Annotated in this window: 25 protein-coding genes; 22 read left to right on the top strand and 3 right to left on the bottom strand. The window is 49.2% G+C overall.

The window, feature by feature from the left end; all coding sequences use genetic code 11:
• The 8 genes from phoU to ACOQPU_RS17070 all read left to right on the top strand — a co-directional run bounded on the left by phoU (window position 1) and on the right by ACOQPU_RS17070 (window position 9,417).
• A complete protein-coding gene (gene phoU / locus ACOQPU_RS17105) occupies window positions 1-675 on the top strand; it encodes a phosphate signaling complex protein PhoU (protein ID WP_420641041.1) in 675 nt (224 codons plus the stop codon).
• A gap of 362 nt (window positions 676-1,037) precedes the next feature.
• On the top strand, window positions 1,038-2,336 hold the full coding sequence (locus ACOQPU_RS17100; RefSeq protein WP_420641040.1) for a branched-chain amino acid ABC transporter substrate-binding protein: 1,299 nt from the start codon (window positions 1,038-1,040) through the stop codon (window positions 2,334-2,336).
• Between the two features lie 225 nt (window positions 2,337-2,561).
• A complete protein-coding gene (locus ACOQPU_RS17095; RefSeq protein ID WP_420641039.1) occupies window positions 2,562-3,620 on the top strand; it encodes a branched-chain amino acid ABC transporter permease in 1,059 nt (352 codons plus the stop codon).
• Window positions 3,620-5,404: a branched-chain amino acid ABC transporter permease gene (locus ACOQPU_RS17090; protein ID WP_420641038.1), complete on the top strand. Its 1,785-nt coding sequence runs from the start codon at window positions 3,620-3,622 to the stop codon at window positions 5,402-5,404. The genes ACOQPU_RS17095 and ACOQPU_RS17090 overlap by 1 nt, the downstream gene beginning before the upstream one ends.
• A 107-nt stretch (window positions 5,405-5,511) precedes the next feature.
• Window positions 5,512-6,315, top strand: a complete 804-nt coding sequence (locus ACOQPU_RS17085; protein WP_420641037.1) for an ABC transporter ATP-binding protein — start codon at window positions 5,512-5,514, stop codon at window positions 6,313-6,315.
• Between the two features lie 10 nt (window positions 6,316-6,325).
• Window positions 6,326-7,039, top strand: coding sequence for an ABC transporter ATP-binding protein (locus ACOQPU_RS17080; RefSeq protein WP_420641036.1), 714 nt, complete (start codon window positions 6,326-6,328; stop codon window positions 7,037-7,039).
• Window positions 7,040-7,137: 98 nt separating this feature from the next.
• Window positions 7,138-8,346 carry a branched-chain amino acid ABC transporter substrate-binding protein gene (locus ACOQPU_RS17075; RefSeq protein WP_420641035.1) on the top strand — a complete coding sequence of 403 codons (1,209 nt, stop codon included), beginning with the start codon at window positions 7,138-7,140 and terminating at the stop codon, window positions 8,344-8,346.
• 81 nt (window positions 8,347-8,427) lie between these two features.
• Complete coding sequence (locus tag ACOQPU_RS17070; protein WP_420641034.1) at window positions 8,428-9,417, top strand: ornithine cyclodeaminase family protein; 990 nt, start codon at window positions 8,428-8,430, stop codon at window positions 9,415-9,417.
• A gap of 90 nt (window positions 9,418-9,507) precedes the next feature.
• Here the strand turns inward: ACOQPU_RS17070 and ACOQPU_RS17065 are convergent, their stop codons facing one another.
• On the bottom strand, window positions 9,508-10,485 hold the full coding sequence (locus ACOQPU_RS17065) for an integron integrase (RefSeq protein ID WP_420645851.1): 978 nt from the start codon (window positions 10,483-10,485) through the stop codon (window positions 9,508-9,510).
• Between the two features lie 461 nt (window positions 10,486-10,946).
• Between ACOQPU_RS17065 and ACOQPU_RS17060 the strand changes: the two genes are divergently transcribed.
• From ACOQPU_RS17060 to ACOQPU_RS17025, 8 genes are all read left to right on the top strand, one after another.
• Window positions 10,947-11,279 carry a hypothetical protein gene (locus tag ACOQPU_RS17060; RefSeq protein ID WP_420641033.1) on the top strand — a complete coding sequence of 111 codons (333 nt, stop codon included), beginning with the start codon at window positions 10,947-10,949 and terminating at the stop codon, window positions 11,277-11,279.
• A gap of 7 nt (window positions 11,280-11,286) precedes the next feature.
• Window positions 11,287-12,258, top strand: coding sequence for a hypothetical protein (locus ACOQPU_RS17055; protein WP_420641032.1), 972 nt, complete (start codon window positions 11,287-11,289; stop codon window positions 12,256-12,258).
• Window positions 12,259-12,414: 156 nt separating this feature from the next.
• Window positions 12,415-13,356 carry a hypothetical protein gene (locus ACOQPU_RS17050; RefSeq protein ID WP_420641031.1) on the top strand — a complete coding sequence of 314 codons (942 nt, stop codon included), beginning with the start codon at window positions 12,415-12,417 and terminating at the stop codon, window positions 13,354-13,356.
• A gap of 107 nt (window positions 13,357-13,463) precedes the next feature.
• Window positions 13,464-13,718: a DUF433 domain-containing protein gene (locus ACOQPU_RS17045; protein ID WP_420641030.1), complete on the top strand. Its 255-nt coding sequence runs from the start codon at window positions 13,464-13,466 to the stop codon at window positions 13,716-13,718.
• Window positions 13,715-14,101, top strand: a complete 387-nt coding sequence (locus ACOQPU_RS17040; protein ID WP_420641029.1) for a hypothetical protein — start codon at window positions 13,715-13,717, stop codon at window positions 14,099-14,101. Before ACOQPU_RS17045 ends, ACOQPU_RS17040 begins: the two co-directional genes overlap by 4 nt.
• Window positions 14,102-14,210: 109 nt before the next feature.
• Window positions 14,211-15,029 (top strand): hypothetical protein, encoded by an 819-nt coding sequence (locus ACOQPU_RS17035; RefSeq protein ID WP_420641028.1) that lies wholly within the window; start codon window positions 14,211-14,213, stop codon window positions 15,027-15,029.
• Between the two features lie 12 nt (window positions 15,030-15,041).
• On the top strand, window positions 15,042-15,284 hold the full coding sequence (locus ACOQPU_RS17030; RefSeq protein ID WP_420641027.1) for a DUF4258 domain-containing protein: 243 nt from the start codon (window positions 15,042-15,044) through the stop codon (window positions 15,282-15,284).
• Between the two features lie 10 nt (window positions 15,285-15,294).
• Entirely contained in the window at window positions 15,295-15,495 is a 201-nt protein-coding gene (locus tag ACOQPU_RS17025; protein WP_420641026.1) for a DUF2283 domain-containing protein, read from the top strand.
• Between the two features lie 144 nt (window positions 15,496-15,639).
• On the opposite strand, the gene ACOQPU_RS17020 is transcribed toward ACOQPU_RS17025, so the two are convergent.
• A complete protein-coding gene (locus ACOQPU_RS17020) occupies window positions 15,640-17,154 on the bottom strand; it encodes a sensor histidine kinase (RefSeq protein ID WP_420641025.1) in 1,515 nt (504 codons plus the stop codon).
• 194 nt (window positions 17,155-17,348) lie between these two features.
• Here ACOQPU_RS17020 and sodN point away from each other — a divergent pair, with 194 nt between their 5' ends.
• The 6 genes from sodN (at window position 17,349) to ACOQPU_RS16990 (ending at window position 22,159) form a co-directional block, all read left to right on the top strand.
• Window positions 17,349-17,819, top strand: a complete 471-nt coding sequence (gene sodN, locus ACOQPU_RS17015; RefSeq protein WP_420641024.1) for a superoxide dismutase, Ni — start codon at window positions 17,349-17,351, stop codon at window positions 17,817-17,819.
• 63 nt (window positions 17,820-17,882) lie between these two features.
• Window positions 17,883-18,239 (top strand): nickel-type superoxide dismutase maturation protease, encoded by a 357-nt coding sequence (gene sodX, locus ACOQPU_RS17010; RefSeq protein ID WP_420641023.1) that lies wholly within the window; start codon window positions 17,883-17,885, stop codon window positions 18,237-18,239.
• A 382-nt stretch (window positions 18,240-18,621) separates the two neighbouring features.
• On the top strand, window positions 18,622-19,029 hold the full coding sequence (locus ACOQPU_RS17005; protein ID WP_420641022.1) for a 4Fe-4S dicluster domain-containing protein: 408 nt from the start codon (window positions 18,622-18,624) through the stop codon (window positions 19,027-19,029).
• Window positions 19,030-19,282: 253 nt separating this feature from the next.
• On the top strand, window positions 19,283-20,716 hold the full coding sequence (locus ACOQPU_RS17000; RefSeq protein WP_420641021.1) for an aspartate ammonia-lyase: 1,434 nt from the start codon (window positions 19,283-19,285) through the stop codon (window positions 20,714-20,716).
• 275 nt (window positions 20,717-20,991) lie between these two features.
• The gene (locus ACOQPU_RS16995) at window positions 20,992-21,390 is read left to right on the top strand and encodes a M67 family metallopeptidase (RefSeq protein WP_420641020.1); all 399 of its coding nucleotides are present in this window, start codon (window positions 20,992-20,994) and stop codon (window positions 21,388-21,390) included.
• An 82-nt stretch (window positions 21,391-21,472) separates the two neighbouring features.
• A complete protein-coding gene (locus ACOQPU_RS16990) occupies window positions 21,473-22,159 on the top strand; it encodes a glycerol-3-phosphate acyltransferase (protein WP_420641019.1) in 687 nt (228 codons plus the stop codon).
• Window positions 22,160-22,192: 33 nt separating this feature from the next.
• Here the strand turns inward: ACOQPU_RS16990 and ACOQPU_RS16985 are convergent, their stop codons facing one another.
• Complete coding sequence (locus ACOQPU_RS16985; protein ID WP_420641018.1) at window positions 22,193-24,592, bottom strand: ABC transporter substrate-binding protein; 2,400 nt, start codon at window positions 24,590-24,592, stop codon at window positions 22,193-22,195.
• Window positions 24,593-24,611: the final 19 nt, after the last annotated feature.

Here is a 24,611-nt window from a genome sequence, read left to right as displayed (position 1 = left end):
ATGACAATACACAGTCGCACCATATTAGATCAAGAATTAGCCAACCTGAAAGACAACATTATTCGCCTCGGCAGTGCCACCGATGAAAGCATTGAACGCGCCATGGCTGCCCTAAAAAACCGTGATGTAGCCCTTGCCAACCAAGTAGTGCTTGGTGATGAAACCATCAACCAGCTACGCTTTGAAACAGAAGAGAAAGCCTTGCTAATTTTGGCCACCCAGGCACCTGCCGCCACAGATCTGCGCACGGTTATTGCCGCCATTCATCTAGCTGTAGAGTTGGAACGCATTGGGGATCATGCATCTGGCATTGCCAGGCTGGTTGAGCGTATGGAAAGCGAGGACGAAATAGATACGCTGCACAAGCTCCCCAAAATGGCAAGTCGAGCCCGCGATATGATTCGGCAAGGCATTGATGCCTTCATTCAAGCCGATCCCCAACTTGCCCTGAGCCTGATCAAACGAGATGACAAAATTGATCGGCAATATAGCAAGCTGTTCCGCGAGTCATTGGAAGAAATGAAAGATGATGATTACATTCGCCGCGCTACTTTCTTGCTGTGGGTTGGACACAACCTGGAGCGAATTGGCGATCGCGCCACAAACATTGCTGAAAGAGTCATCTTCATGTGCACTGGTGAATTTGTAGAAACACCGACCATGCTAGATGAGTAACTGAATCGTATCACCTATCCATCGGCTCATATAAAGAAAGTTCAGGGTAAACAACCAATCTATGCTGCTTCTCAACAATTCAGCAATTGCGTAGTTGACAACTATAAGCATTGCCAATAGAATTTTGAACCACTGAAAAGTAACTGTGCATATCACCCTAAAATCATGGAAGAGGAAGTGATAGATGCCCGTCAATCAACAAAAATCAAGCCCGATGATCAGGCTATCTGCCTAAACTTGTTAATAGCGCAAATTTCATTGCGTTAGGTTTATCCGTTGTGTAAGTAGATGTTTGCTGGGCGCGTTTTATGCACCAGCAACCAAATACATTACCCCTAATTTTCCGTAAGGAGGAGAATTATATGAAACGTTTGAGTTGGTTAACCCTGTTGATGTTGTTGCTGGCTATGGTAGTTGTTGCCTGTGGCGGTAGTGGTGATGATGCCGAACCAGAAGCCGATTCTGGTGACACAGCTGCTGATTCTGGTGATGAAGCTACAGACGAAGAAGATGAAGAAATGGAAGAGATGACCTGTGATGATGCCATCGGTTGTGTTGAGGTTGCTCCTGGCGATCCGATCCGGGTGGCTTCGGCACTGGTTATCACCGGACCAAATGAATCGTTAGGTCTGGATTCCCAGTATGGTGTAGAAATTGCCATTGCTGATCGTGGCGAAATCGCTGGACACTCCATCGAATTGCAAACTGAAGATGATGGCTGTAACGCTGAAGGTGGGCAGGCCGCTGGTCAAAAGATTGCTTCTGATCCATCTATTGTTGGCGTGATTGGCACAAGCTGTTCCGGTGCTGGCGTGCCTATGTCCCAAATTGTTTGTGAACAGGGCATTGCCATGATCTCCCCGTCAAACACGGCTCCCGTGTTGACCGATCCAGAAACACGCCAATCTTGCTACTTCCGCACGGCGCACAACGACAAGATTCAAGGTCGGGCTATGGCTGAATATGTCTTCAACGAACTGGGCCTCACAAAAGCGGCCGTTGTTCATGATGGCGACCCCTACACCGAAGGTTTGGCATCCGTATTCCGTGACTCATTCGCTGAATTAGGTGGCGAAGTTGTTGCTTTTGAAGCGGAAGCCGCCGATGCAACTAACGTAGAACCCCTGTTGACCTCCATCGCTGCCGCCGGGCCGGAGATCATTTACTACCCGGTATTCATCCCATTAGGTTCCCTGATCACCAAGACCGCTCAAGAAATTGATGGTCTGGAAGGCATTGTTCTGGCTGCTGCTGATGGTGTGCAATCCCCAGATTTCCTCGATGCCTCTGGTGACGCCGCTACAGGCATGTATGTTTCTGGGCCAGACCTGGGCTTCGGCAACGACATTTACACCACCTTCCTGGAAACTTACCAGGCAGAGTACGGCACAGAACCCACAGCCCCATTCCATGCCCACGCCTTTGACGCAACCAACATGTTGCTGGATGCCATTGAAGCAGTGGCGCAGGTTGGGGATGATGGCTCGATGCTCATCGGCCGTCAGGCTTTGCTGGATGCTCTGAGCAGCACCAGTGGCTTGGCCGGTATTACTGGTACCATCACCTGTGATGAAAATGGCGACTGTGCAGACCCACAAATCGCCGTGAGCCAAGTTCAAGACGGCTCCTTCACCGCAGTCTGGAATTACGAAAACGAGTAATCGTTGATAATTTTGAAGACCAGCTTGGCAACCAAGCTGGTCTTCATTTTTAATTCAAAATGGCATCTAGCAGGCCTTGTTAGATGGCTCGAATATAGCTTGTATAAGTTTATTCTGGACAGCCTGTGACTCGTATCACAGGCTGTTTGCTAAACGGCCGTCGGCAACAACAGGTTAGCTAAATTGTACAGACGGTTTTGAAAGAAGGAAGAAGGGGACACAATCTTGAAACGATTTAACTACATTGACCTCGTTCTTTGGTTTTTTCGCATCGGCATTATTGGTATTGTCCTCTGGGGCATGTTTGGCAAATTTATCCTCGGCGTTGGAAATGATTACACCATCTCTGATTGGCTAGATTTCTTCGTGTCTGGTTTGTCTCAGGGGAGTTTGTACGCCTTGATTGCCTTAGGCTACACCATGGTGTATGGCGTGCTTTTTATGATCAACTTTGCTCACGGCGAATTTTTCATGGCTGGTGCCATGTCCTCCACAGTGCTTGTAGCCTTACCGCTTGAAAATGCCGGCCTGACGGCTCGGTATCCAGTTTTAAGTCTTTTAGCAATATTTGTTAGCTCCATCTTAATGTCCGTGGTGGTGGCTGTTTTAACTGAGCGCGTAGCTTACCGTCCGCTGCGCAACGCGCCGCGTCTGGTACCGCTCATCACAGCAATTGGCGCATCTTTCTTCTGGCAATATTATTTCCGTGGACTTTATGGTTCTTCTCTCATTCCCTTCCCGGAATTTGCTATGTTCGACGGCAAGGTTGAATTCCTGGGGCTGGATTTTCAAAAGGCCGATATTGCCGTTATTTTGACCTCGCTGGTGGTGATGTTTGGACTGCAACAATTTGTGCAGCGCACCAAAACAGGGCGTGCCATCCGCGCCGTGGCCGAAGACAAAGATGCCGCCACACTCATGGGCATCGACGTAAACCGCACGATCACGATTACATTTGTCGTTGGTGCCTCAATGGCTGGCATCGCTGGCGTGCTTTATTCGATTGTTTTCCGACAGCTCAACTTTATTATGGGCTTCATTCCCGGCATCAAGGCGTTTACGGCCGCTGTGTTGGGCGGCATCGGCAGCATCCCCGGCGCGGCCTTAGGCGGGTTGTTCCTGGGCGTAATCGAAGCCATTGGCCCCCCGTTGTTTTTAGAAGGGTTGGGGGTTGCGGGTTCGCATCAGCTAAAAGATGTGATTGCTTTTACCATGCTGGTTTTGGTTCTTATTTTCCGTCCACAAGGCATTATCGGTGAGCGGTTATCGGAGAAGAAAGCATAATGAATGAGCAACTGCGAAAAACCGTAAACCTGGGCCTTATTGCCGGCGTTGTTGCTTTGAGCCTGGGCATGATCGGTATTATTGATGCGTTCAACCAGCGCTTTGTGGTTACAGATGTGGTGACATTGGGACAATTGCTGCTGTTTGGAATGCCTTTGGTGGCTGGCTTTCTGGTGGCATCCCGCTTTGAAAATGGCTCTGTGGGCAGTAAGCTCCTGCACGGTGGCCTTGCTGGCATTTTGACAAATATCCCTATTTTTGGCCTTCTATTGATTACGCTCGTATGGGAAACGATTCGGAATTCTTTTATTAATGTAAAACCTGACTTAATTGCGATTTTTACGTTTAATAATGAGAATGTGGTTGTTGGTGGCTTGCTACTGATGCTCGCTTTTGTCGGCTTGGGCGTTGCGGGCGTGGGAGTATCATTATTGCCTACTCGTTTCAGACGGCCGCTTTTTATGAGCCTGGCGTGGAGCGTTGGCAGCGGGGTAATGTCTGACATTTTGATTGGGATTTTGCGCCCACGATTGAGCAATGATGCGCTTCGTAGTTTGTTTGGCAGTACAGGCTTGGAGCGAGTGCCGTTTGTGGTGCTGTTTGTGGTGTTAACGGCCGTTTTCTTTTGGTGGCAGCAAAGCGGGCAAAACCGATACCAAGCCGTGCGCCAAAACTTTACTCCTCAGCAACAGAAAAACAGTCGCCGCGTCAGTATCTCTTTGCTTGTAATCTTCTTGCTGATTTTGCCCTCATTGTTGGGCGTATATTTGAGCGAAATTTTTAATGAAGTCGGCCGTTTTATTTTGATGGGGTTAGGCTTGAACATCGCCATCGGGCTAGCGGGCTTGCTCGATTTGGGGTACGTCACCAACTTTGCTGTGGGAGCTTACATCATGGCCCTGCTCACTTCCAACAGTGATTTTGGGGTGGCCGAACCGTGGTCATTCTGGCTGGCAGTGCCTATTTGCGTAGTTGCTGCTATGTTTACCGGCTTCGTGCTAGCACTGCCCGTGTTAAAAATGCGCGGCGATTATCTGGCGATTGCCACCCTGGGTTTTGGCGAGATCATTCGCGTGCTGGCCCGGTCTGATGCGCTCAAGCCATTCATTGGCGGCGCGCAAGGCATTTTGCAAATTCCCAGTGCCAAAATTGGGGGCTTTTTGGCCCAGGCGATGGGCGTGGTTTTAGACCCCATCAACAATTTTTTAGGGCGGTTTGAGTTAGGCATCCTGGCGACAAATGGCGAGGGGGAAATCATCTTTGGCAACCCGCCACAGCTATATTATTTGTTCATTTTGGCCTCGCTGCTCATGCTGTTTGTCTCGCGCCGGTTGAATAACTCGCGTACAGGTCGTCGCTGGATGGCTATTCGGGAAGATGAGGATGTGGCCGCAGCAATGGGCATTAACACAACCAACGCGAAGGTGCTAGCCTTTACGCTCAGCGCGGCGTCTGGCGGGTTGGCGGGAGCAATTTTTGCTGCCAAGCTCGGCTCCATCTTCCCCACCAGCTTCGAGCTGCTCATCTCGGTAAACGTACTGAGCTTGATTATTGTCGGTGGCCTGGGCAGCATCCCTGGCGTGATTGTGGGCGCATTTGCTCTGGTGGGCATTCCCCAGCTACTGAGCGAATTTGCCGAGTTCCGCCTGCTGTTATACGGCATTGCCCTCATCGTGATGATGTTAGTCCGGCCGGAAGGGTTGTGGCCCTCAGAAGTGCATCGGCGTGAAATTCAGGGAGATGGGGAGGATGATACGGCCGTTCCCGTCACCGCCAAATCTTAAAGACTTTCTGATTTTAGCCACAGAGAGCCCAGAGAGGCTGGGGGCGTTCTTCCTCAAAATTCTCGTTTTCTCTATGGCTATGCAAGACAAATTCTTAGGTAAACATCATGAGCGACAACATCCTTGTATCTAACCAAGTCGTTAAGCGATTCGGCGGATTGGTAGCCACCGACCATTTTGATTTCGTGCTGCCGAAAGGCATGATCGCCAGCATCATTGGCCCCAATGGGGCAGGTAAAACCACTTTCTTCAACTGCCTCACCGGCTTTTACCAGATTGATGAGGGCACGCTGGAATTTAATGGGCAGTCGGTTGTGGGGCTAGAATCATATGAAATTACCCAGCTAGGTATTTCACGTACCTTTCAAAACATTCGCCTGTTCAACAATATGACCGTGCTGGAAAACATTATGGTCGGGCAGGAACCACACCTAAAATCTAACTGGATTGGTGCCCTGCTAGGGCTGCCCAGCGTGCGCCGCGAGGAAGAAAACACGGTTCGCCGCGCGCAAGAACTGCTGGAATTTGTTGGTTTGAAGGGCATGGGAGATTCACTGGCCAAAAATTTACCTTACGGCGACCAGCGTCGGCTGGAAATTGCCCGCGCTTTGGGCGCGCGCCCCAAACTGCTGCTGCTGGATGAGCCAACGGCTGGCATGAACCCCCGCGAAACGGCCGAAACCACAGATTTTATTCGGCGGCTGCGGGATGAGCTAGAAATTACCGTCTTGATGATTGAACATGATATGAAGGTGGTGATGGGGATTTCTGAAAAAGTGACGGTGCTGGATTACGGCCGTAAAATCGCTGAAGGGCTTCCTCATGAAATCCAAAGCAATCCCGTCGTGATCGAAGCATATCTGGGTAAAGGGGCAACGGCCGCTTTAACCGCCACCGAAGAACAAACATAGGTGAAATCTTATGCCATTACTTGAAGTCAACGACGTCCATGCCTACTATGGCAACATCCACGCCCTCAAAGGGGTTAGCCTCAACGTGGAAGAGGGTGAAATTGTCACCCTCATTGGCGGGAATGGTGCCGGAAAAACCACCACCTTGCGCACCATCAGCGGCCTCATGACGCCGCGCGGTGGCCATGTTATTTTTGATGGCGAAGATGTATCTACCCACCCCGCTCACGCCTGGGTTTCTAAAGGGATTGCCATGGTGCCTGAGGGGCGCGGCGTGTTTGCCAAGCTCACCGTAGAAGAGAATCTGGAAATGGGGGCGTTTCATCGCAACGACAAGGAAACTATCAAAGCCGACATCGAAAAATCGTACGAGATGTTCCCGCGCCTGGGTGAACGGCGCACCCAGCTAGCAGGCACCATGTCTGGTGGCGAGCAGCAGATGTTGGCTGTTACGCGGGCATTGATGTCCAAACCGCGCCTGCTGCTGATGGATGAACCATCGATGGGGCTGGCTCCGGTGCTGGTGGACGTCATTTTTGAGGCCATTGAGCGAATCAACGAGGAAGGTATGACGATTTTGCTGGTGGAGCAAAACGCACATATGGCGTTGCAAATTGCCAGCCGTGGCTATGTGCTGCAAACGGGCAAGATCGTGCTAACCGACCAGGCCGACGTGCTGCAAAAAGACCCTACGGTACAAAAAGCGTACTTGGGGATTGAGTAAAAGTTAAGACTGCTTTTTAGGCCACAGAGGTCACAGAGAAAATAGAGGATAATTGCTGTTCTCATAAATCTCTGTGGATTCTGTGGCTTTTTGTTTTTATGGATATGAAACGTGGCTGGCTTTTTATTTGTTTGGGATTGCTGTGGTTGAGCGTTGGTTGCCAATCAGACCCTATTCGCTGTGAGGATGATTTGGGCTGTGCGGTGGTGCGCCCGGGCAGTCCGATCCAGCTAGTTACGCTGCTGCCTACCTCTGGCGATACGGCCGTTTGGGGGCAAGAGCTATCACGCGGCATCAATTTGGCACTTTCTAACCGGGGCGGGGAACTGCTGAACCACAATATCGAACTGCTGCCGCTGGATTCTGGCTGTGACCCATCTGTGGGGCTGGAAGCTATCCAAACCCTCGACGAAGAATCTGCTCTGCTGGGGATCATTGGCCCTGCTTGTTCTGACGTGGCAACGGCCGTCTTGCCCACGGTGCGCCGCAATGATTGGTTGCTCATCTCCCCGGCCAGCACCGCCCCCAGTCTGACAGCAGACGCAAACCCCGCCTTCTTCCGCACCGTTCCCAGCCATTTACACCAGGCCACCGTGGCTGCCCATTTTGCTTATGAAGAACTGGGGGTGCGCGAAACGGCCGTCTTCCTGGATAGCTCCGAATTTAACCGCGTGTTGGCCCAACAGTTTAGCGACACGTTCATTCAGCTAGGGGGCAGCGTGGTGTACGAGGGAACTTTGACGCTTGGGCAATCAGAGGTAGCCGATTTGCTTGACCAGGCTGCCGACGCTGCGCCGGAGTTAATTTATCTGGCACTGTTTGAGCCGGAGGGGAATCTCGTTGTTAACCAGCTAGCCGAAAACAACAGCTTGAACCGGATGATCTTGCTCGGCAGCGACAGCTTGCGGACCATGCAATTCGCTGGACAGCTTGGCGAATTGCCCAGCGAGATTTACGTCACCGGGCCAGCACTTTCAGGCACGGCCTACGATAATTTTGAGGCGGCCTGGGTAAATCGTTATGAATCGTTGCCCAGCAGTGCCTCAGCTTACGCTTACGATGCCCTCCAGCTTATTGTGAACGCCATTGAAGAGGTGGCGATTGCCGGGCAGAATGGATCGCTGATTATTGGCCGGGGAGCCTTGCGCCAGCAGTTGACCACGCTGGAATTGGCTGGGCTAACGGGCAACCTGCGCTGCACGTCCACCGGGGATTGTGCCGCGACAACCTACGGCGTGTATGAATTGGATACGGCCGTCCGCAGTAATGCTTTCTGGCCCCCGCCTCTGGTGTGGCAATTTGAATAGGGATTAGTGGCTGGTGGTTGGTTTGATACCCACTCGCAACGAACCGCTAGCCGCCAGCTACGATCAACAAAGGAAACCATCATGAAATTGCGCATTCTTTCTGCCCAAGATGTTCGTCGCGCCTTGCCCATGGCGGAAGCCATCGAGGGCATGCAGCAAGCCTTCGCCCAACTCTCTACCGGGCAAGCGGAAGTGCCGCTGCGCGGTCACGTCGATGTGGCTCCGCAAGGTGGCACTACGCTGATAATGTCCGCCTATTTGGTGCAAAGCAACGATTTAGCGGTAAAAGTGGTCTCCGTTTTCCCCAAAAACAAACAGCAGGGCGAACCAACAATTTATGCGGCCGTTCTGGTGCTGGATGCTGAAACAGGACGGCCGTTGGCGTTGATGGAGGGCGGTACGCTTACAGCCATTCGCACAGGCGCAGGGTCTGGTGCGGCTACCGATTTGCTGGCAAGAGAAGATGCCAGCGTAGTGGCTATTCTAGGCAGCGGCGTGCAGGCCCGCACCCAGCTAGAAGCAGTCTGCACCGTGCGCAACATCAACGAAGTCCGTGTGTACAGCCCCACGCACGAAAATGCGGTTTTGTTTGCGCGTGAGATGCGGGGCGTTGGCCCTATTCCTGACAATATTCGGATTATGAGTAACCCGGAAACGGCCGTTCGCGGCGCAGACATCATTTGCACCGCCACCAGCAGCAGCCAGCCCGTCTTTAGCGGCAAGGACGTGGCCCCCGGTGCCCACATCAACGGCGTTGGCTCCTACACCCCCGCCATGCAGGAAATGGACGCCGAAACCGTGCAGCGCGCCCTCGTGGTGGTAGACCAACGGGAAGCCGCCTGGGAAGAAGCGGGCGACCTGATTCAGCCGCTGCAAGTTGGCCTCATCACCCAAGCCCACATTCACGCCGAGCTAGGCGAAATTGTGGCCGGGCTCAAGCCAGGTCGCACCAGCCCCGAGCAAATCACCTTCTTCAAATCCGTCGGCAACGCCGCCCAGGATGCCATCTCTGGCCGTATCGCTTTGGCAAACGCCATCGCGCTCGGTCTAGGAACGGAAGTAAATTTGTGACAAGGTGACTCTAGAAAAGATTTCAGACGTCTCATTGGCCACTAGGTCATTTCCCGCATGATACAAATCTGCACTGCGCAGCATGAGTTACTAAAAAGCAAGCTCGTCCAGAGGGCTACGCACGCCCAACACACCCCGATTGGCTACATGCGTATAAATCATTGTTGTTTTTACATCTTTGTGTCCGAGCAGTTCCTGAATAGTGCGAATATCATAGCCGACTTCTAGTAAATGTGTGGCAAAGCTGTGCCGAAACGTGTGTGGCGTGACGCGCTTGCCAATTTTCGCCAATTTTGCAGCTTGCCTAACCGCTCGTTGCACTGTGCTTTCGTGCAAATGATAACGGTAAAGCTTTTCATTTGCCTCGCGCGGATTTTTTGACAAATTGGCAGACGGGAATACAAACTGCCATAACCATTCGATTTCTGCATTCGGGTATTTTCTAGCCAACGCAGTTGGTAGTGGCGCATAACCAAGCCCTTGCTGCAAATCTTGATGATGAAGCTGTTTCACACGATTTAGGTGAGTTTGCAATGGTGCAATTACGACTTGCGGGAAAGTGGTTGTGCGGTCTTTCTGTCCTTTGCCATCGCGCACAAACAGAATTTTTTGGCCAAAATCCACATCCTGTACTCGTAGCCGCAAGCACTCAGTTAGGCGTAGGCCGCTGCCATACAAAAGCTGCACTACAAGCAAAGATGCCCCTGAAAGATGCTTCATCACGGCACTCACTTCTTTTTTCGTTAGAACAACCGGAAGGCGAACTGGCTTTTTTGCCCATGTTACTTCAACAAAGCCTAACGGTTTATACAACACTTCATTGTACAAAAACAGCAATGCACTTAACGCCTGGTTTTGGGTTGATGCGGCCACGTTACCTTCAACGGCAAGATGGGTGAGGAACGCTTCAATTTCGTCTCGGCCCATCTCTTCTGGATGCCGTTTTTCATGAAAAAGAATGTAACGCTTCACCCAATTAACGTACGCTTTTTCTGTACGATACGAGTAATTCTTCAAACGCACAGCATCCCGCACGCGATCTAATAATTTTCGTTTTTGAGTCACAATGTTTTCCCTAAAATTGCTAAATGGCACGGAAGGATTTATACTTTGCTGGATCGTGTTTATTGTCAGAATAGGTTGTTTATCCAGCACCAATGCATGATAAAACCCTGTTTTTCATCTTATCCAGCACATTGTGCAGGTATTATACCCAAATTAGGGGATTATCCAGCATTGATGGCAAAAACCTGCCGGATAAACCGAATTTTGGTGGTTTATCCAGCATTGGTGCAGGTTAATAAGTAGTTAGGGCGGCTTATGTAAAGTTGCGTTGTGCCGAACGTGTAAAATTTTGGTAATTCAAGGCCGTTCTACGGACCAAAACGCCGCCCTAACAAAGGCTTAAAGCTGACGCGCCAAAGGAAAAGAGCGCGCAGCTTAAGCAACTGAACGGCGGACATCTTATATTTGCTCTTCAAAAGTCGTGAATTGTCAATCGAGTTTTGGAGACAAACAGGAGAATATAAATGAGTGACGAAAAAGAAATTAAGCCAGTACCGCCAGACGACAATCCAATGCCGCCAGTTGGGCCAATCCTGCCATCTGGACCATGTCCTGACCCAGTAGGACCTGATCTAGAAAGGGTACACGGCCTTGCAGAAGGGTTTGCTAAAGAGTATCAGGAATTATGTAAGAAGTACTATGGGGATCTCGACGGCTGTGATTTCGAGCCATTTGGGATGAAACTCAGGGAAATAATACCATTAGTTGATCCGAGAGTTGGCGATAAGATTACAACTTCGTCAACAGTGAGTATTCCGTGGGATACAGATCCTCCCATGACGGATACTGCATTCTAGAATCAATATGCGCAAGCAGAAAATTCTGTTGTTAATTGGATATAAGGATGATCCGCATCTGAATGAAGTTGCAGAGATAGCGGATCTCCTTTCAATGCAAGCAAACATCTTTGATCCGTTTTCGACCAAAGATCGAATTACATATCAATTCGGTGATGGGACAATCCCAAGGATCATCGTGGATGAAACCGATCTAGATTTAAGTTTGGTCACAGGGGTTTGGATGCGCCAAAAACCGTTGGTAATTCATCCAAGTTGGAGCCCCCTCGAACAGGCAGCGGCAAACTTCAGACAAAGTGAATGGAGAGTAGGGCTTCGTCATTTATCAAGAGTGCTTCAACATGCCATCTGGATGAACCCTATTGAAGAACAAACATTCATTACTATCAAACCTAATCAGCTAAATTTGGCACAAGAATGTGGGCTGAAAATACCAGAAACAAGAGTTACCAACGATTATGATGTTGTCTTAGACATGTTTGCTCGCTATAAAAAGGTAATTTACAAAAGTTTAAGCTGGGTAGCTTTTCCAGATCAAACTGGAGTAATGACAAATCTAATCTCTAAAGACTACGTTGAGGAAAATAGGGAGTCAATTCTCAAATGCCCAGGCATATTTCAACGCTTTATCGAGAAAGAGTTTGAATTGCGTATTACTGTTGTAGGGAACGAACTTTTCGCGGCAAAAATTAACTCACCAAAGGAAGGTAGGGCATCAATAGATTGGCGACGTGCACACTTTGATGACATTTTTGAGCCGTTTCAACTTGATTCAATCCTTGAATCCAAGATTCGAGCGTTTCAGAACAAAGCTGGGCTGGTATTTGGTGCATATGATTTGATAGTTTCAACAGACGGGTCAACATACTTTTTGGAATGCAATCCTTCTGGTCAATATCTGTGGCTAAAAGATACGTGTAACATAGATATTTCGCCATCTGTCGCATCCTTTTTTGCACGCAACGGCAACACAAAATAAGTAATTCCAAAAGAAAGTGTTCAAGATGCCGCCTAACAGAGCTTGCAGCCGACGCGAAGCGCGGCTGAAGCGGGCGTTAGCACGACAAAACAGAGACATGCCGCACACAATTTGGGCTAGTTTTCAAAGCACTCAAAGCAAATCTAGGAGAAACAAATGAATGGCGATCCATCAATAGCACAATCAAGATACTATCTTCAGCAACTTGAGCAACTAAAAGATGAAATTGATTATGCTTATGAGCAATTCAACATACGCCTTGAAAAATACACTGACGAAGCCAATTTTTATACTAAAACCGATCTCCAAAACTCAATTGCTTACTTTGAAAAATACGTTTTACCTTTCATAATTACTCGCACGGGTTTCGAAGATCAGCCTATTCATGATTCTAGGGTTCTTTCATTAGGTATAGATGGTTATTGGAGAGCATTTGAATTTAATCACTTTTTTGACAGCCTTGATTATTTGAGCAAGGTTTTTACCCTTGATAACAAAATGAATCGCAATGTACCAGATGTTAGGTTGCGACGTGGAATGACTCGGTCGCCAGTTTACCGGTATGGGCGACTTTACTATTATCTCTCCCCACGCGAAGAATTAAGAGTTCGTCAAATTGAGTTTGCTTCCCCTGGTTTGGTTAGCTTCGAGGGTATTGGTGAAATTATTAAAGAACTCAGGGAAACCGTTGATTATTTGATAACTGGTCAATGGGTAAAAGGCTTTGTTGATACCTTTTATAATCTGAGAGATAAAGAAGGACGAGTGCTGAGGCAGCAAGCCCAAAAAGAAGAGGAACTCACTCGTATAGCTAGTGCGCGAGCTGAAAGAATGGAAGCACGTTTACGTGAGATTGCGGCCAGATCATTGATAAAGAAAACAATTCGCCAGATGAGAGAACAACCAGCGATGTCGAATGTTGAAGCTCTGGGTATAAGAAAATTTGACAGACTTGCAGATACCGCTGTCAAATTGGAGGCTAATGGTTTAGCTCGACTAGGTGTTGTCGAGGACGGCATAATTGATTCTGCCTCAAAAATTCATAGACTTGGCTATGAGAGGGGAAAAATCAAAAAATTACCAGAGGAAACTCAATAACCACAGACGAAGGATTATATTTCACAAAGTAAAATGCTCTAAAAGTAGGTAGTGTACTACATAAGCTATTCCGTTATACTGGTTAGAAAAGTATGTGAGGAAATAATATGGAACAAAAAATGATCGGCCGTTATATTGTTACTGACCCTGAGATTTGTCATGGGAAACCGACATTTCGTGGTACACGAATTATGGTATGGCAAGTCTTAGAGCAGGTTGCCAATGGTATGGCTTGGGAAACGATTGAAGAAGAATGGCGCGGGAAAGTCACGAAAGATGCTATAGCTGAAGCAGTTCGCCTAGCAAGCCAAGCCTTTATTGAACACGCTGACGAATACAGTTTTGGTTTATCGCCTGCATGATCATTCTTGACGAAAATTTTCCAGATAGTCAACGTCAACTCTTGCAGGGTTGGCGTATTTCGTTTAAGCAGGTTGCTTTTGAGATTGGTCGAGAAGGGCTAAAGGATGATGAAATTATTCCTCTACTCCATCAGTTGAATAAGCCAACTTTCTTCACGCTTGATGACGATTTTTTCAAACGCCAATTGTGCCATGCCCAGTATTGCCTGATTTATGTTGATGTCGCTCAATACGAATCAGCAGCTTTCATTCGCAGAACGCTAAAACATCGTGATTTTGACACCAAAGCCAAACGAATAGGACATGTCATTCGAGTTTCCCACAAGGGGCTTACAGTTTGGAAACTACACGCCGAAGAAAAAATGCAGTTTAGTTGGGTCTAATCATCTCACTGGTTGGCAAAGCGTGCTAACAAGGCTTGCACCTGACCTATCGGCAGGTGAAGCGGACGTTAGAGCGGCCCGATTTCTAGATATCATTATGCAAGACACAATGAATAAACTTGATATTATTGAGACGAAATTACAAGGAGATATTGCTCAAACAAAAAAATTGTTGGCTATAGCCAAAGAACACCGGACACCATTTATAAATGTGCTTGCCCAGAAATTGGAGGAAAGCCAAGTAAGGCTCACTCAATTAACTGAATTGCGCAACAAAGACTATACGGAACAAGAACTTGAAGTCTTTTTAACGCCTACTGAAAGAGAAGCATTTAGTGCCATTAACAGGATTTTCAATCCTGAAAGGCTTCGTATAAATCTATTGCTTACGTCCCTATATTTAACTGCTTTTGAAGTGCTAACAAATACAATTATCCAACGCACGGATGATTTTTTTGTTTCCATTACCAATGATTTTCCTGATTCTCCCAAAGAGCATCAACAGTTACGAGCCAAAATGACCAATGAATACAAGCAAGAGGTCGGCGTAAAATTTAATACCCCTGCTAATCATAAATTAGTCCCGTCATGCCAATGGTTGCAGAAAAATGGCGTATTGAACGCCGAAGATATTGATGAAATTAAAAAAATCCGTAACCATCGTAATAGTCTTGCTCACGATTTACCCGAACTTGTATTGAGTGACGTTGATCTAGTGGTAAACCTTGAGCATTTTATGCGGATTAGAGAACTTGTTAGGAAAATTCAGCTTTTTTGGATACGCATTGACATGACTATTGAAGGAATTACTGAAGATGTTTCGGATGAAGATATATCTGGGGGATGGAGTGTATTGGACTTGATAATCAGTACAGTAATTGACTCTTTAAATACTACACATGTGAATGAATCTAATGAGTCCGATTAGGAAAACATGTTGATGTCAAACTTTGAATTGTCTACCCACGCCAAAGACATGCTCCGTGAGCGGAGGATTGAAGAAGAATGGGTTTGGCGTACCATAGAAACACCAAGTAGGAAAAAAAAGGGGAAAGATGGTAATATGCATTATACAAAACCGATTAAGGAAAGAGATAGACGTGTATTGCATGTTGTCGTTAATCCTTTTGTTGATCCAAGACGTATTGTGACGGTGTTTTTTGATCGTCGTTTGAGTAAATAGGTTACTAATTATGAAAGTAAAAATTGATAAAGAAAGTGATGCGCTTTATTTTCGACTTGATGATGATGACATTGTGGAGTCTGAGGAAGTTCAACCTGGAATTATCTTGGATTTTGACGAAAACGGCCGAGTGATTGGTATTGAAATTTTGTCATTAAGTACTCGTTTCTCACCTGAAAAATTGCGCGTCATGCAATTTGAGACAGCATAATTTACGCAAATAGAATGTAAATGCCGCCTAACAAAGCATCAACCAGACGCGGTAAGTACATGGTCATTAAAACGGCGCGGTTAGAGCAACATATGTTCTAGTCGCGCCGCGCTGGTTATGCAGGCGTTGGGCGGCTTATTGTCATTAAGTGAGGGGGAGTTTGAAGGTGAAGGTGCTGCCGACGTTTTCTTCGCTTTGGACGCTGATTTCGCCGTCATGGGCTTCTATGAGGCTTTTGACGATGGCCAGGCCGAGGCCGGTGCCGATGGCCAGGTGGCGGTGGCCCTTCACGCGGCTGTAGCGGTCGAAGATGTGGGGCAGCTCGTCGGCGGGGATGCCATAGCCGTTGTCTTCTACCTGGAATATGGCGAAACGGCCGTTTACCAACGTCCGTACCGAAACCAACCCACTCTCTGGCGTGTATTTAAGGGCATTCGAGATTAGGTTAAGGATAACGCGCCGAATCTTGCTCATATCGGCTGTAACCATGATCGGTGACGGGATTTGATCGTAGTTGAGCGTGATTGTTTTCTCCAGGGCTTGCGTTTCTAGCGATTCGGCCGTGTTTTTCACCAGCAATGCCAAATCAAAATTAGATGATTCCAGCAAGATCGGCACGCCCGATTGCAGCTTTTCCAGCTCCAAAATATTGTTTACAATTTCCAGAAGCGTGTCCTGGCTGTTCAAAATCACCTTGGCAATCTTGGTTTGCTGCTCACGGGTTAGCTCTCGGTCACGCATGATGCTGCCGTAGCCGCGAATACTGGTGAGCGGCGTCCGCATATCGTGGGTAAGCACTGCCAGAAAAGAATCTTTTTCTTTGTGCAGCTCTTCCAGCTTGTGGTTGGCATCGGCCAGTGCCTGGGTACGTACCGTTACCATCTCTTCCAGCTTTTCCATCTGCTTTTTGGCATTGTTCACCGTTACGCGGAAAGAGTAAGCAGAAAGGATGATGGGCAACACAAAGATGGCCAGCCCTAGCAAGCCAAACTGCACCACCGCGAGCATAATCAGCCCACCGCCAATGCTCATCACCAGGACATTCATAGGAATCGCCCAGCGATTCTCCTTGAAAACATCTTTTGGCGGCACGCCAGCGGCCAGGTAAATGATGATGGCAAGCAGCCAGAAATTAACCTGATCGCCCACAATGGCACCAACAAACCAAGGAATTGAGTCGATGAAAAAGCTGCCCGTGCCAAGCAGACCACGTACCCAAAAGAAAACGATCCCGGCCAACAGGGTGGAAATGGCATGAATGCCAATATTTACACCCAGCCGTTCAACCTCGTGGTTCCAATCGCGTTCTTTTGTTTTTAAGCTAAGAACCCAAAGGCCAAGTTCGGCAATTGCGGCCGCCATGCCAGCCGCAATCGGACCATACATTCCTACCACAGCAAAGCTGATGGCACCGCTCACAGAGACGCTTACATTTCCGCCGGCCAGATACGTCATGGTGCTTTGGGTAGCAATGGCAAAAAATAGCAGGAGCAGCAAGATGGAGGGGTTTTCATATTGGGGAAAGCGCAGCAAGCCGATGATGATGATGACAAGACCAGCAAGCGAGAGTAAGCCAGAGTAAATTTGCCGCTGACTTGGCAGCCGCTCTTTCCAGCCAGTTATCTTCTTTTTGTCCCTTTCTTCAATTGCAGCGCTCATATGCCCATTACTGTAAATGATTTTTGCGCCCGTTAACATAGGAGATCATGGGGAACGGCCGTATCCCCTTCATAAACAAGCTGTGAATTTCAAACTCATAACTGACCCAATGGACAGGTGTCGCAATTATTGGTACAACTATAATTGAATTCACAGATCATCTATTTCATTCTCTAGAAGAAGGAGCACAAGCTATGAAAAATCTACAACCGATGATTAACAATTTATTCCCCGCAGAAGCAGCCAACGCCCACTGTGATGGCCCCTGTGGCGTTTATGACCCAGCCGATGCACGTATTAAAGCAGAAGCAGTTCTCTCTATGACCAAGAAAATCCTGGCCCTTACGCCACCAAGCGATGGCGATTCTGTTGCCTGGGCTGCTTACCTAAACACGATGTCTCGCTACATTGCCATTAAGGAAGAACAGGCGCACAAAGCCAAAGAGGAGCTACTGGTGCTGTGGACCGATTATTTCAAGCCTGTTCATTTGGAAAAATACCCAGACTTGCACTCCACCTTCTGGCAAGCTGCCAAGCTCTGCTCTGCCTGCAAGGTAGAAGTAAACCTGGAACATGCCCAAGAGCTGATGGCTACCGTGGAAAAAATCCACAATATCTTCTGGGCTACCAAAGGGCGCGACGTCACTTACTACACCGCCAGCTAATTTTCTTTTACCCGATTACCTTAAACGCCGACCAATGCTGGTCGGCGTTTTTGCTATCTCGCTATGTTTGAACCATTGCCTACAGCCTCTATATTTGCTTTTGTGAAGCTGCTGCGGCCACGTTGGCAACTCCGTCGGGTCAACGGCCGTTCCATGCACCCCACACTCGTTGAAGGCAGCACCGTTTTGGTAGATACGGCCGTTACCCACCGCAGCCCACCCCAAATTGGCGACATCGTGCTACTACAGCACCCCTACCAACCCAGCAACCAAATGATTAAGCGCATTATTAACACAACTGAAGACGGCCGTTTCATTTTGCGGGGGGATAATCCAGATAGTTTAGCCAGCACAGACAGCCGCAGCTTTGGCCCCGTACGGGCTGAGCTAATTTTAGGCAAAGTTACGCATCGCTTTTAGTACCTGTCCGAATATTGGCCACAGAGTTCACAGAGAACTTAGAGGCATAGGTTCATTTCTCAGATTTCTCTTTTGCCTCTGTGGCTTTTTCGGATAGATTCTTAGTCAATTTTTTTCATCTTTTTGACAAAAATCGGTCTGGAAAACGGCCGTTTTTGCCAACTACAGAAAGAATTGACAAAGCAGTTTAGTGTAGCTAGAATGAACCCATTGACCCAACCGTCAATAAACAATCTGAAATTAGCTCCACCGTCGCCCAGACTGATTCAAAATCAGTGTGGACAAGCACCAATTGTAATCGGTAAAACCAAGCGGAGATAATTTCCTAAATCATAGCCGATTACCAAACAATTAACTTTCTGACCAAGTAAGGAGAGGATTTATGACCCATATTGTGACCCGTTTATGTTTGCGCGACACCGCTTGCGTAGATGTATGCCCGGTAGAATGTATGGTTTTGGGGAAGCCTGAAGAGGAATGGCCCTGGCTCTATATTGACCCGGATACCTGCATCGACTGCGGTGCCTGCGTACCGGAATGCCCCTACGAAGCCATTTTCCCAGAAGAAGAAGTTCCGTTCGATTACGAAGCCCCTGCCGGTGTTTGGATTGCCAACACCAAGGAACTTTTGCCCGACGGCGCAGCTTTTGAAGGTGATGTGGATGGGCATGATGTAAAATTGCTGAATGCCAAGCAGCTTTCCGGCGGCGAGATTTTGGACCTCACCGAGGACATTCCGCCGAACTATGACTTCTTCTCCGAAGGCCCCGGCTACGACGCCCTGGATTAACACATATTTTTTAGACCTGCTGCTCAGGTGGCGGGTCTTTTTCTTAAAAAACCGAATTAGACCTCTGGTGCAACATTGCAAAAGTGGCTAATTCGGTTTTTTGTCTTTTCCCAAGTTATTTCTAAAAAGCCACAGGCTTGTACTGAGTCAGGTCGAAGTGGGAAAAAGAGAAGTTTGAGGAAAATATCACCTCCAAATTCTCCTGTACGCTGTGGCAAATATTCGGACAGATAGTAAAAAACAAGAGGAAACCATGAGTGATTTTCGTGTGGAAAAAGATTCGTTGGGAGAAATTCGCGTACCTGCTAAGGCATACTGGGGGGCTCAAACCCAGCGCGCCATTCACAATTTTCCCATCACCGGTTTAAGCCCGTATCCAGCCTTCGTCTGGTCGATGGCTACCATCAAGCGTGCTGCTGCTGAGGTCAATTCTGATCTTGGCCTGTTTCAAGATAAAGAGGTGAATGGCAAGGTTGTCTCTGGCGATGCGATGGCCCAGGCCATTATGATGGCGGCGGATGAGGTGATAGACGGCCGTTTTGCCGACCAGTTTGTTGTAGACCCCATACAGGCCGGGGCAGGCACCAGCCACAACATGAACATCAATGAAGTCATTGCCAACCGGGCCAATGAACATCTGGAGTATGGCCTGAACGTAACGGCCAAGCCGGTGCACCCGAATGACCATGTAAACATGGCCCAATCAACCAACGACACCATTCCCACCGCTATCCGACTGGGCTGTCTTTGGCGATTGGATGAACTGCTGGCTTCGTTGAAAACATTGGCCGATGCGCTTAATGGCAAAGCAGCCGAATTTGACAATGTAGTAAAAAGCGGCCGTACGCATCTGCAAGATGCCGTGCCTGTGCGACTGGGCCAAGAATTTGGGGCTTACGCCCGTGCCGTCGAGCGCGACCGGGAAAAGATTGCCCAGGCCGCCGAAGGATTACGCCGATTAGGCATTGGCGGCACGGCCACCGGCAGTGGCCTCAACGCCCACACCGAATACCATCGCCGCATGGTGGCCACGCTGGGTCGCTTGTCTGGCCTGGAGCTGCATGAGTCAGACGACTTGTTTGAATCCATGCAAAGTCTAGCCGATGCGGTTCACTTTAGCGGGGCCTTGCGTACGCTGGCACAGGACCTCACCCGCATTGCCAACGACTTCCGCTTGCTCTCCTCCGGCCCCAGCACGGGCCTGGATGAAATTCGCTTGCCCGCGGTCCAGCCAGGTTCCTCCATTATGCCCGGCAAGGTAAACCCTGTGTTGGCTGAGATGCTGAACATGGCGATGTTCCAGGTAATGGGCAATGACCTGACGGTGATGATGTGCGGCCAGGCCGGCCAGCTAGAACTGAACGTGATGATGCCAGTGATGGCCTACAATCTGTTCCAGAGCATGGACATCATTATCAACTCTGTGAACGCATTTACTGAAAAATGCGTCGTTGGCGTGAAGTCCAATGAGGAAAAAGCATCTGGCTGGCTGGCTAAAAATGCCATCCTGGTGACAGCACTTAACCCGGTTATTGGTTACCAGAAGGGTGCCGAGGTGGCCAAGGAAGCAATGGCCACCAACCGCACCGTGCGTGAAGTCGTTATTGAAAAAGGCTATCTGGAGGCCGAGGAAGCTGATCGTCTGCTGAACGTACGCTCCCTTACCGATGGCGGCATTCAGAAGTAACGGCCGTTCCCTTCTCTTTAAACACTCTTAGCCTCGAAGGTTTTCACCTTTGAGGCTTTTTTGTGTAATTATTCACAATAGATTATGTAAATCACAAGAAGCCCTTTGATGAAAATTGAGCCGCGAAATTGTGATTTACTTGAGCAAACCACAGAGAAATCGCCCTTCGTTTTTCAAACTGCTTTCTGTGGATTGCTTAAAAACGAACGCTTTTTGTTCCCTCCTACTAAAATCAAAACGACAAACCGATTTGCAACAAACACGCGCGTGAAAACATGATTATTGAACGGCCGTTTCTCAACCAAATCCTGAACCATCTGCAAGATTGCTACCCGGAAGAAGGGTGTGGGCTGGTGGCTGGGGATGCGCGTGGGAGGGTAACGGCTGTTTACCCCATCGAAAACAGCCTGCATAGCCTAACCGCCTTTACCATGAACCCCCAGCAGCAAGTCCAGGCCATGCTCGATTTAGAAACCAACGGCTGGCAATTGCTAGCTATCTACCATTCCCATCCGCACGGGCCAGAAACGCCATCAACGTCCGACATCCAACAAGCCTATTACCCTGAAGCCCTTACCTTGATCGTCTCTTTGGCAAACAGAAAAACGCCAAGCGTCCGCATTTTTCACATTCAGGAACAGATCGTTGCCGAAGAGAAGCTCAAGGTTGTGTAACGATCTGGAAGAATCTGTGTTTAATAGGTTGTCACTGGCTGATGCTCGCGTCAGCTGCACAAATCGGAGAGGAACCTAACAGATGATTTCACTTTTTTACTTTTTGGTCGCAGCATTGATTGGTTACTTATGCGGGGCGATTCCCTTTGGCTATCTTTATGTACGCTTGGTGAAGGGAGTAGATATTCGCTCGGTGGGAAGCGGCCGTACAGGCGGAACAAACTCCTTACGCGCCGCAGGGTTAGGCGTTGGCTTAGCCACCTCTTTCAGCGATGTAGGCAAAGGTGCGTTAGGCATCATCTTGAGCCGCTGGCTGCTATCTAACCAGCTCAGCCCTGATTTGCTTCCCTGGGCGTTGGCATTGGCTGGCGTCATGTCGGTTATTGGACACAACTGGTCTGTATTTATGGGCTGGCGCGGTGGTGCGGGCACAGGCCCCAACGTTGGTTGGGGTACCGCGTTGTGGTGGCCCATGCTTCCCATCGCTATTGTGGTCATGTCTGGCATGCTGCTCGGTATTGGCATGGCCTCCGTCGCTTCGCTCACGATGGGTGCGCTCATTGCTATTGTCTTCTTTGTTTTATATGTGGCTGGTGTTCCCCCGTTTGACGCGTCACTTGCTTACATCGTGGGTGGCGTGGTTGCTTTTGTCATCGTGGCCTGGGCATTGCGGCCCAACATCAAGCGTCTGCTCAATGGCACAGAGCGTGTGGTTGGCCCCCGCGCCCGCCGCCTGAAGCGCATGCAAGAAGCGCAAAACGGCAACTAGATTACAGGTGCTTGGATAGCTTAAACACCTTTTTTATTCCCCGCCCTTTGTTAGCAATTCGTAGTGCATCAATCCCATCACATCAATTTGCACATTGTTTACATTGCTAATTGCAACCGCAATGCGGGGTTGCTGCAACAAATCTACCGTGGGGAAGTCTTGCGCCCATAGCTGCTGAATATCGCCATAGGTTGCCAACCGTTCCGCTTGCGAAGCTGCTTCATCTGCTTCCTGGAGGAACGTGGTCATGGAGGGGCTTTCATAATTGGGGCAGAATGTGCTGCTGGTAACAAAAATGTCTGTCCAGGCTCCGGGGTCTGGGTAATCTACGGGTCGCCCTGGGCTGGGCCAGCCTAGTAGGTAGGCTGGCAGATTGCATTGGTTTATTTGCCCAATGAATTGGTCGAAGGGCGCGCTGGAAAGCGTCACTTTGAAGACGCCTGTTTCTTCTAACTGGGTTTGCAGGGCGGTGGCATAAGCTGCTTCTGCATCGCTGTAACGGCCGTCATTGACATACCACAGCTCAATTTCCAGAGGAACGACCGTACTGTATCCTTCTTGCAGCAGCAAAGAGCGGGCTAGCTCCAGATTGCGTTGAGGCAGCACGGGCAAATGGCCTGGAAAGCCATCTGGGATGGGGCTGAAAAGAGGCAGGCGGCTACCGTCAAAGATTTCTTCAGCCAACTGATTCCGATCAACTGAGAGGGCGAAGGCTTGACGCACCAGCGCACTATCCCACGGTTCCAATTCCTGATTAAACAGCACATAACTTTTGAAAGCGGCTGGCCCTGACCAGGCTCGGAAATCTGGTTGGCCATCTCCATTGGCATCGCTAGCTTGCAAGGTAGTGAAGTCGGAATAGGGTAATCCTGTCCAGGCAATGTCGATAGATTGGAATTCTTCAAGGGAGCGGCGCATAACGGCCGTATCTGCCTGAAAGCGGATCAAAATATTCTCAAAGGCGGGTGTGCGGCGTCCAGGCCATTCCGGGTTGGCACGCAGGCGCATCTGCTCACCCGGGGCCCAGCTAACGATGGTGTACGGGCCTAAACCGCCGCAGCTGCTCTGGTCATCTTGCGCTTCGTTATAGCATTCATTGCTGATGGGAAAGTAAGGTGGCGTTGCCAGCAGGCTTAGGAAGCTGGCGTCTGGCTCTTGCAGCACAAATTTTACGGTGAAGGCGTCAATTACCTGCACCGCGTCTTCATCGGCAAAGCCATCTGCATTGCTGTCTTTTAGGTAGCTATTCACCCAGAAGTTACCCAGGCTCCGGGCACGATCTACCGACCATTTTACGTCAGCAGCGGTAAATTCGCTGCCATCTGGGAAGTTCAGGTCAGGCAGCAAAGTGATAGTGTATTCCAGCTTATCTTCGGATATGGTAGGGAAGCCGCTGGCGAGCATCGGCTCCAGTGTGTTTTCGGCGGTTAAGGTGTACAGTCCGCTCATTGTGTTAATTTTGATTTCCCAACTGGTCAGGTTAGAAGCTCTGGCAGCCGGATCGAGATCGCTGGGGTCGCCCACAACACCAATAACCATTTCGTTGGGGGAGGCAACGACGCGAGGCTCGCCGGGAGTCAGCGTGTCGGAAGGCAGCAGCCAGGCGACGGTAAGCCGCTCAACGTTGCCTTCGGTTTGTACGGCCGTTATTGCCGCATTTAATCGTTCTAAAAGGGCAATGTTGGTGGCGGAAATGGCAATGCCATATTGTTTCTGGTTAATCCAGGCGTCACGCTCGTTCCCGCCAACCACTTTTATCTGGTCGCTGTAGGTTTGGCTAAAGTAGTTGGCCACGTAATGATCGGTGATAACGGCCGTTAGCGATTCATCTACCAACGCTTGCAACGCCTCGACGCTGTTGCTGTACCCATTGCGCAAATCTGCCTCATTGACGCCCACAATCGTGCGCGCCACTTGTTCTGCCTCACTGCTTTGCACCACGCCAACGGCCATGCCCGGCTGTAAATCCCGATAGCTGTTGAGGCGATTTTCATCTGCCAACACCACCAACACCTGTCCTATTTCTAGGTAAGGCTGTGTGTAGGCAATGCCAGGCGGTGGTTCCTCTGGGATAACCAGGCGAGACATCGCAGCATCAAAATCGCGGCCAGGGTTGGAGGCTAAATTCTCCAGTACGCCATCAGTGGGAGTGACCACAAATTCATAGTCCAGGTTGGCCTCAGCGGCAATGTTTTCCATGAGGCGGCTCACAAAGCCGTCCAAATCGCCAAATGGGTCAAATTCGGTAAAGGGGGGCAGCGGAGCATCAGTAGCAATGACGATGAAGTCTTCATCGCCAAGCAATGGCGGAGCTTCTTCTGTGGCGGAGGGTGTTGGTGTGGCTGGTTGGGGCGTAACGGCCGTTTCTTCACCACTGCGGGCACAGGCAACCAACAGTAAGAATGTGGCCAGTAAAAGCAAAATTCGTTTCATAACGGGGGAGTATAGCAAC

The organism is Candidatus Leptofilum sp., from assembly GCF_965223285.1.
In the GTDB taxonomy this organism is placed as follows: Bacteria; Chloroflexota; Anaerolineae; order Promineifilales; family Promineifilaceae; genus Leptofilum.
The sequence above is the reverse complement of the archived record's forward strand: the minus strand, read 5'-3'. Positions and strand labels throughout refer to the sequence as shown.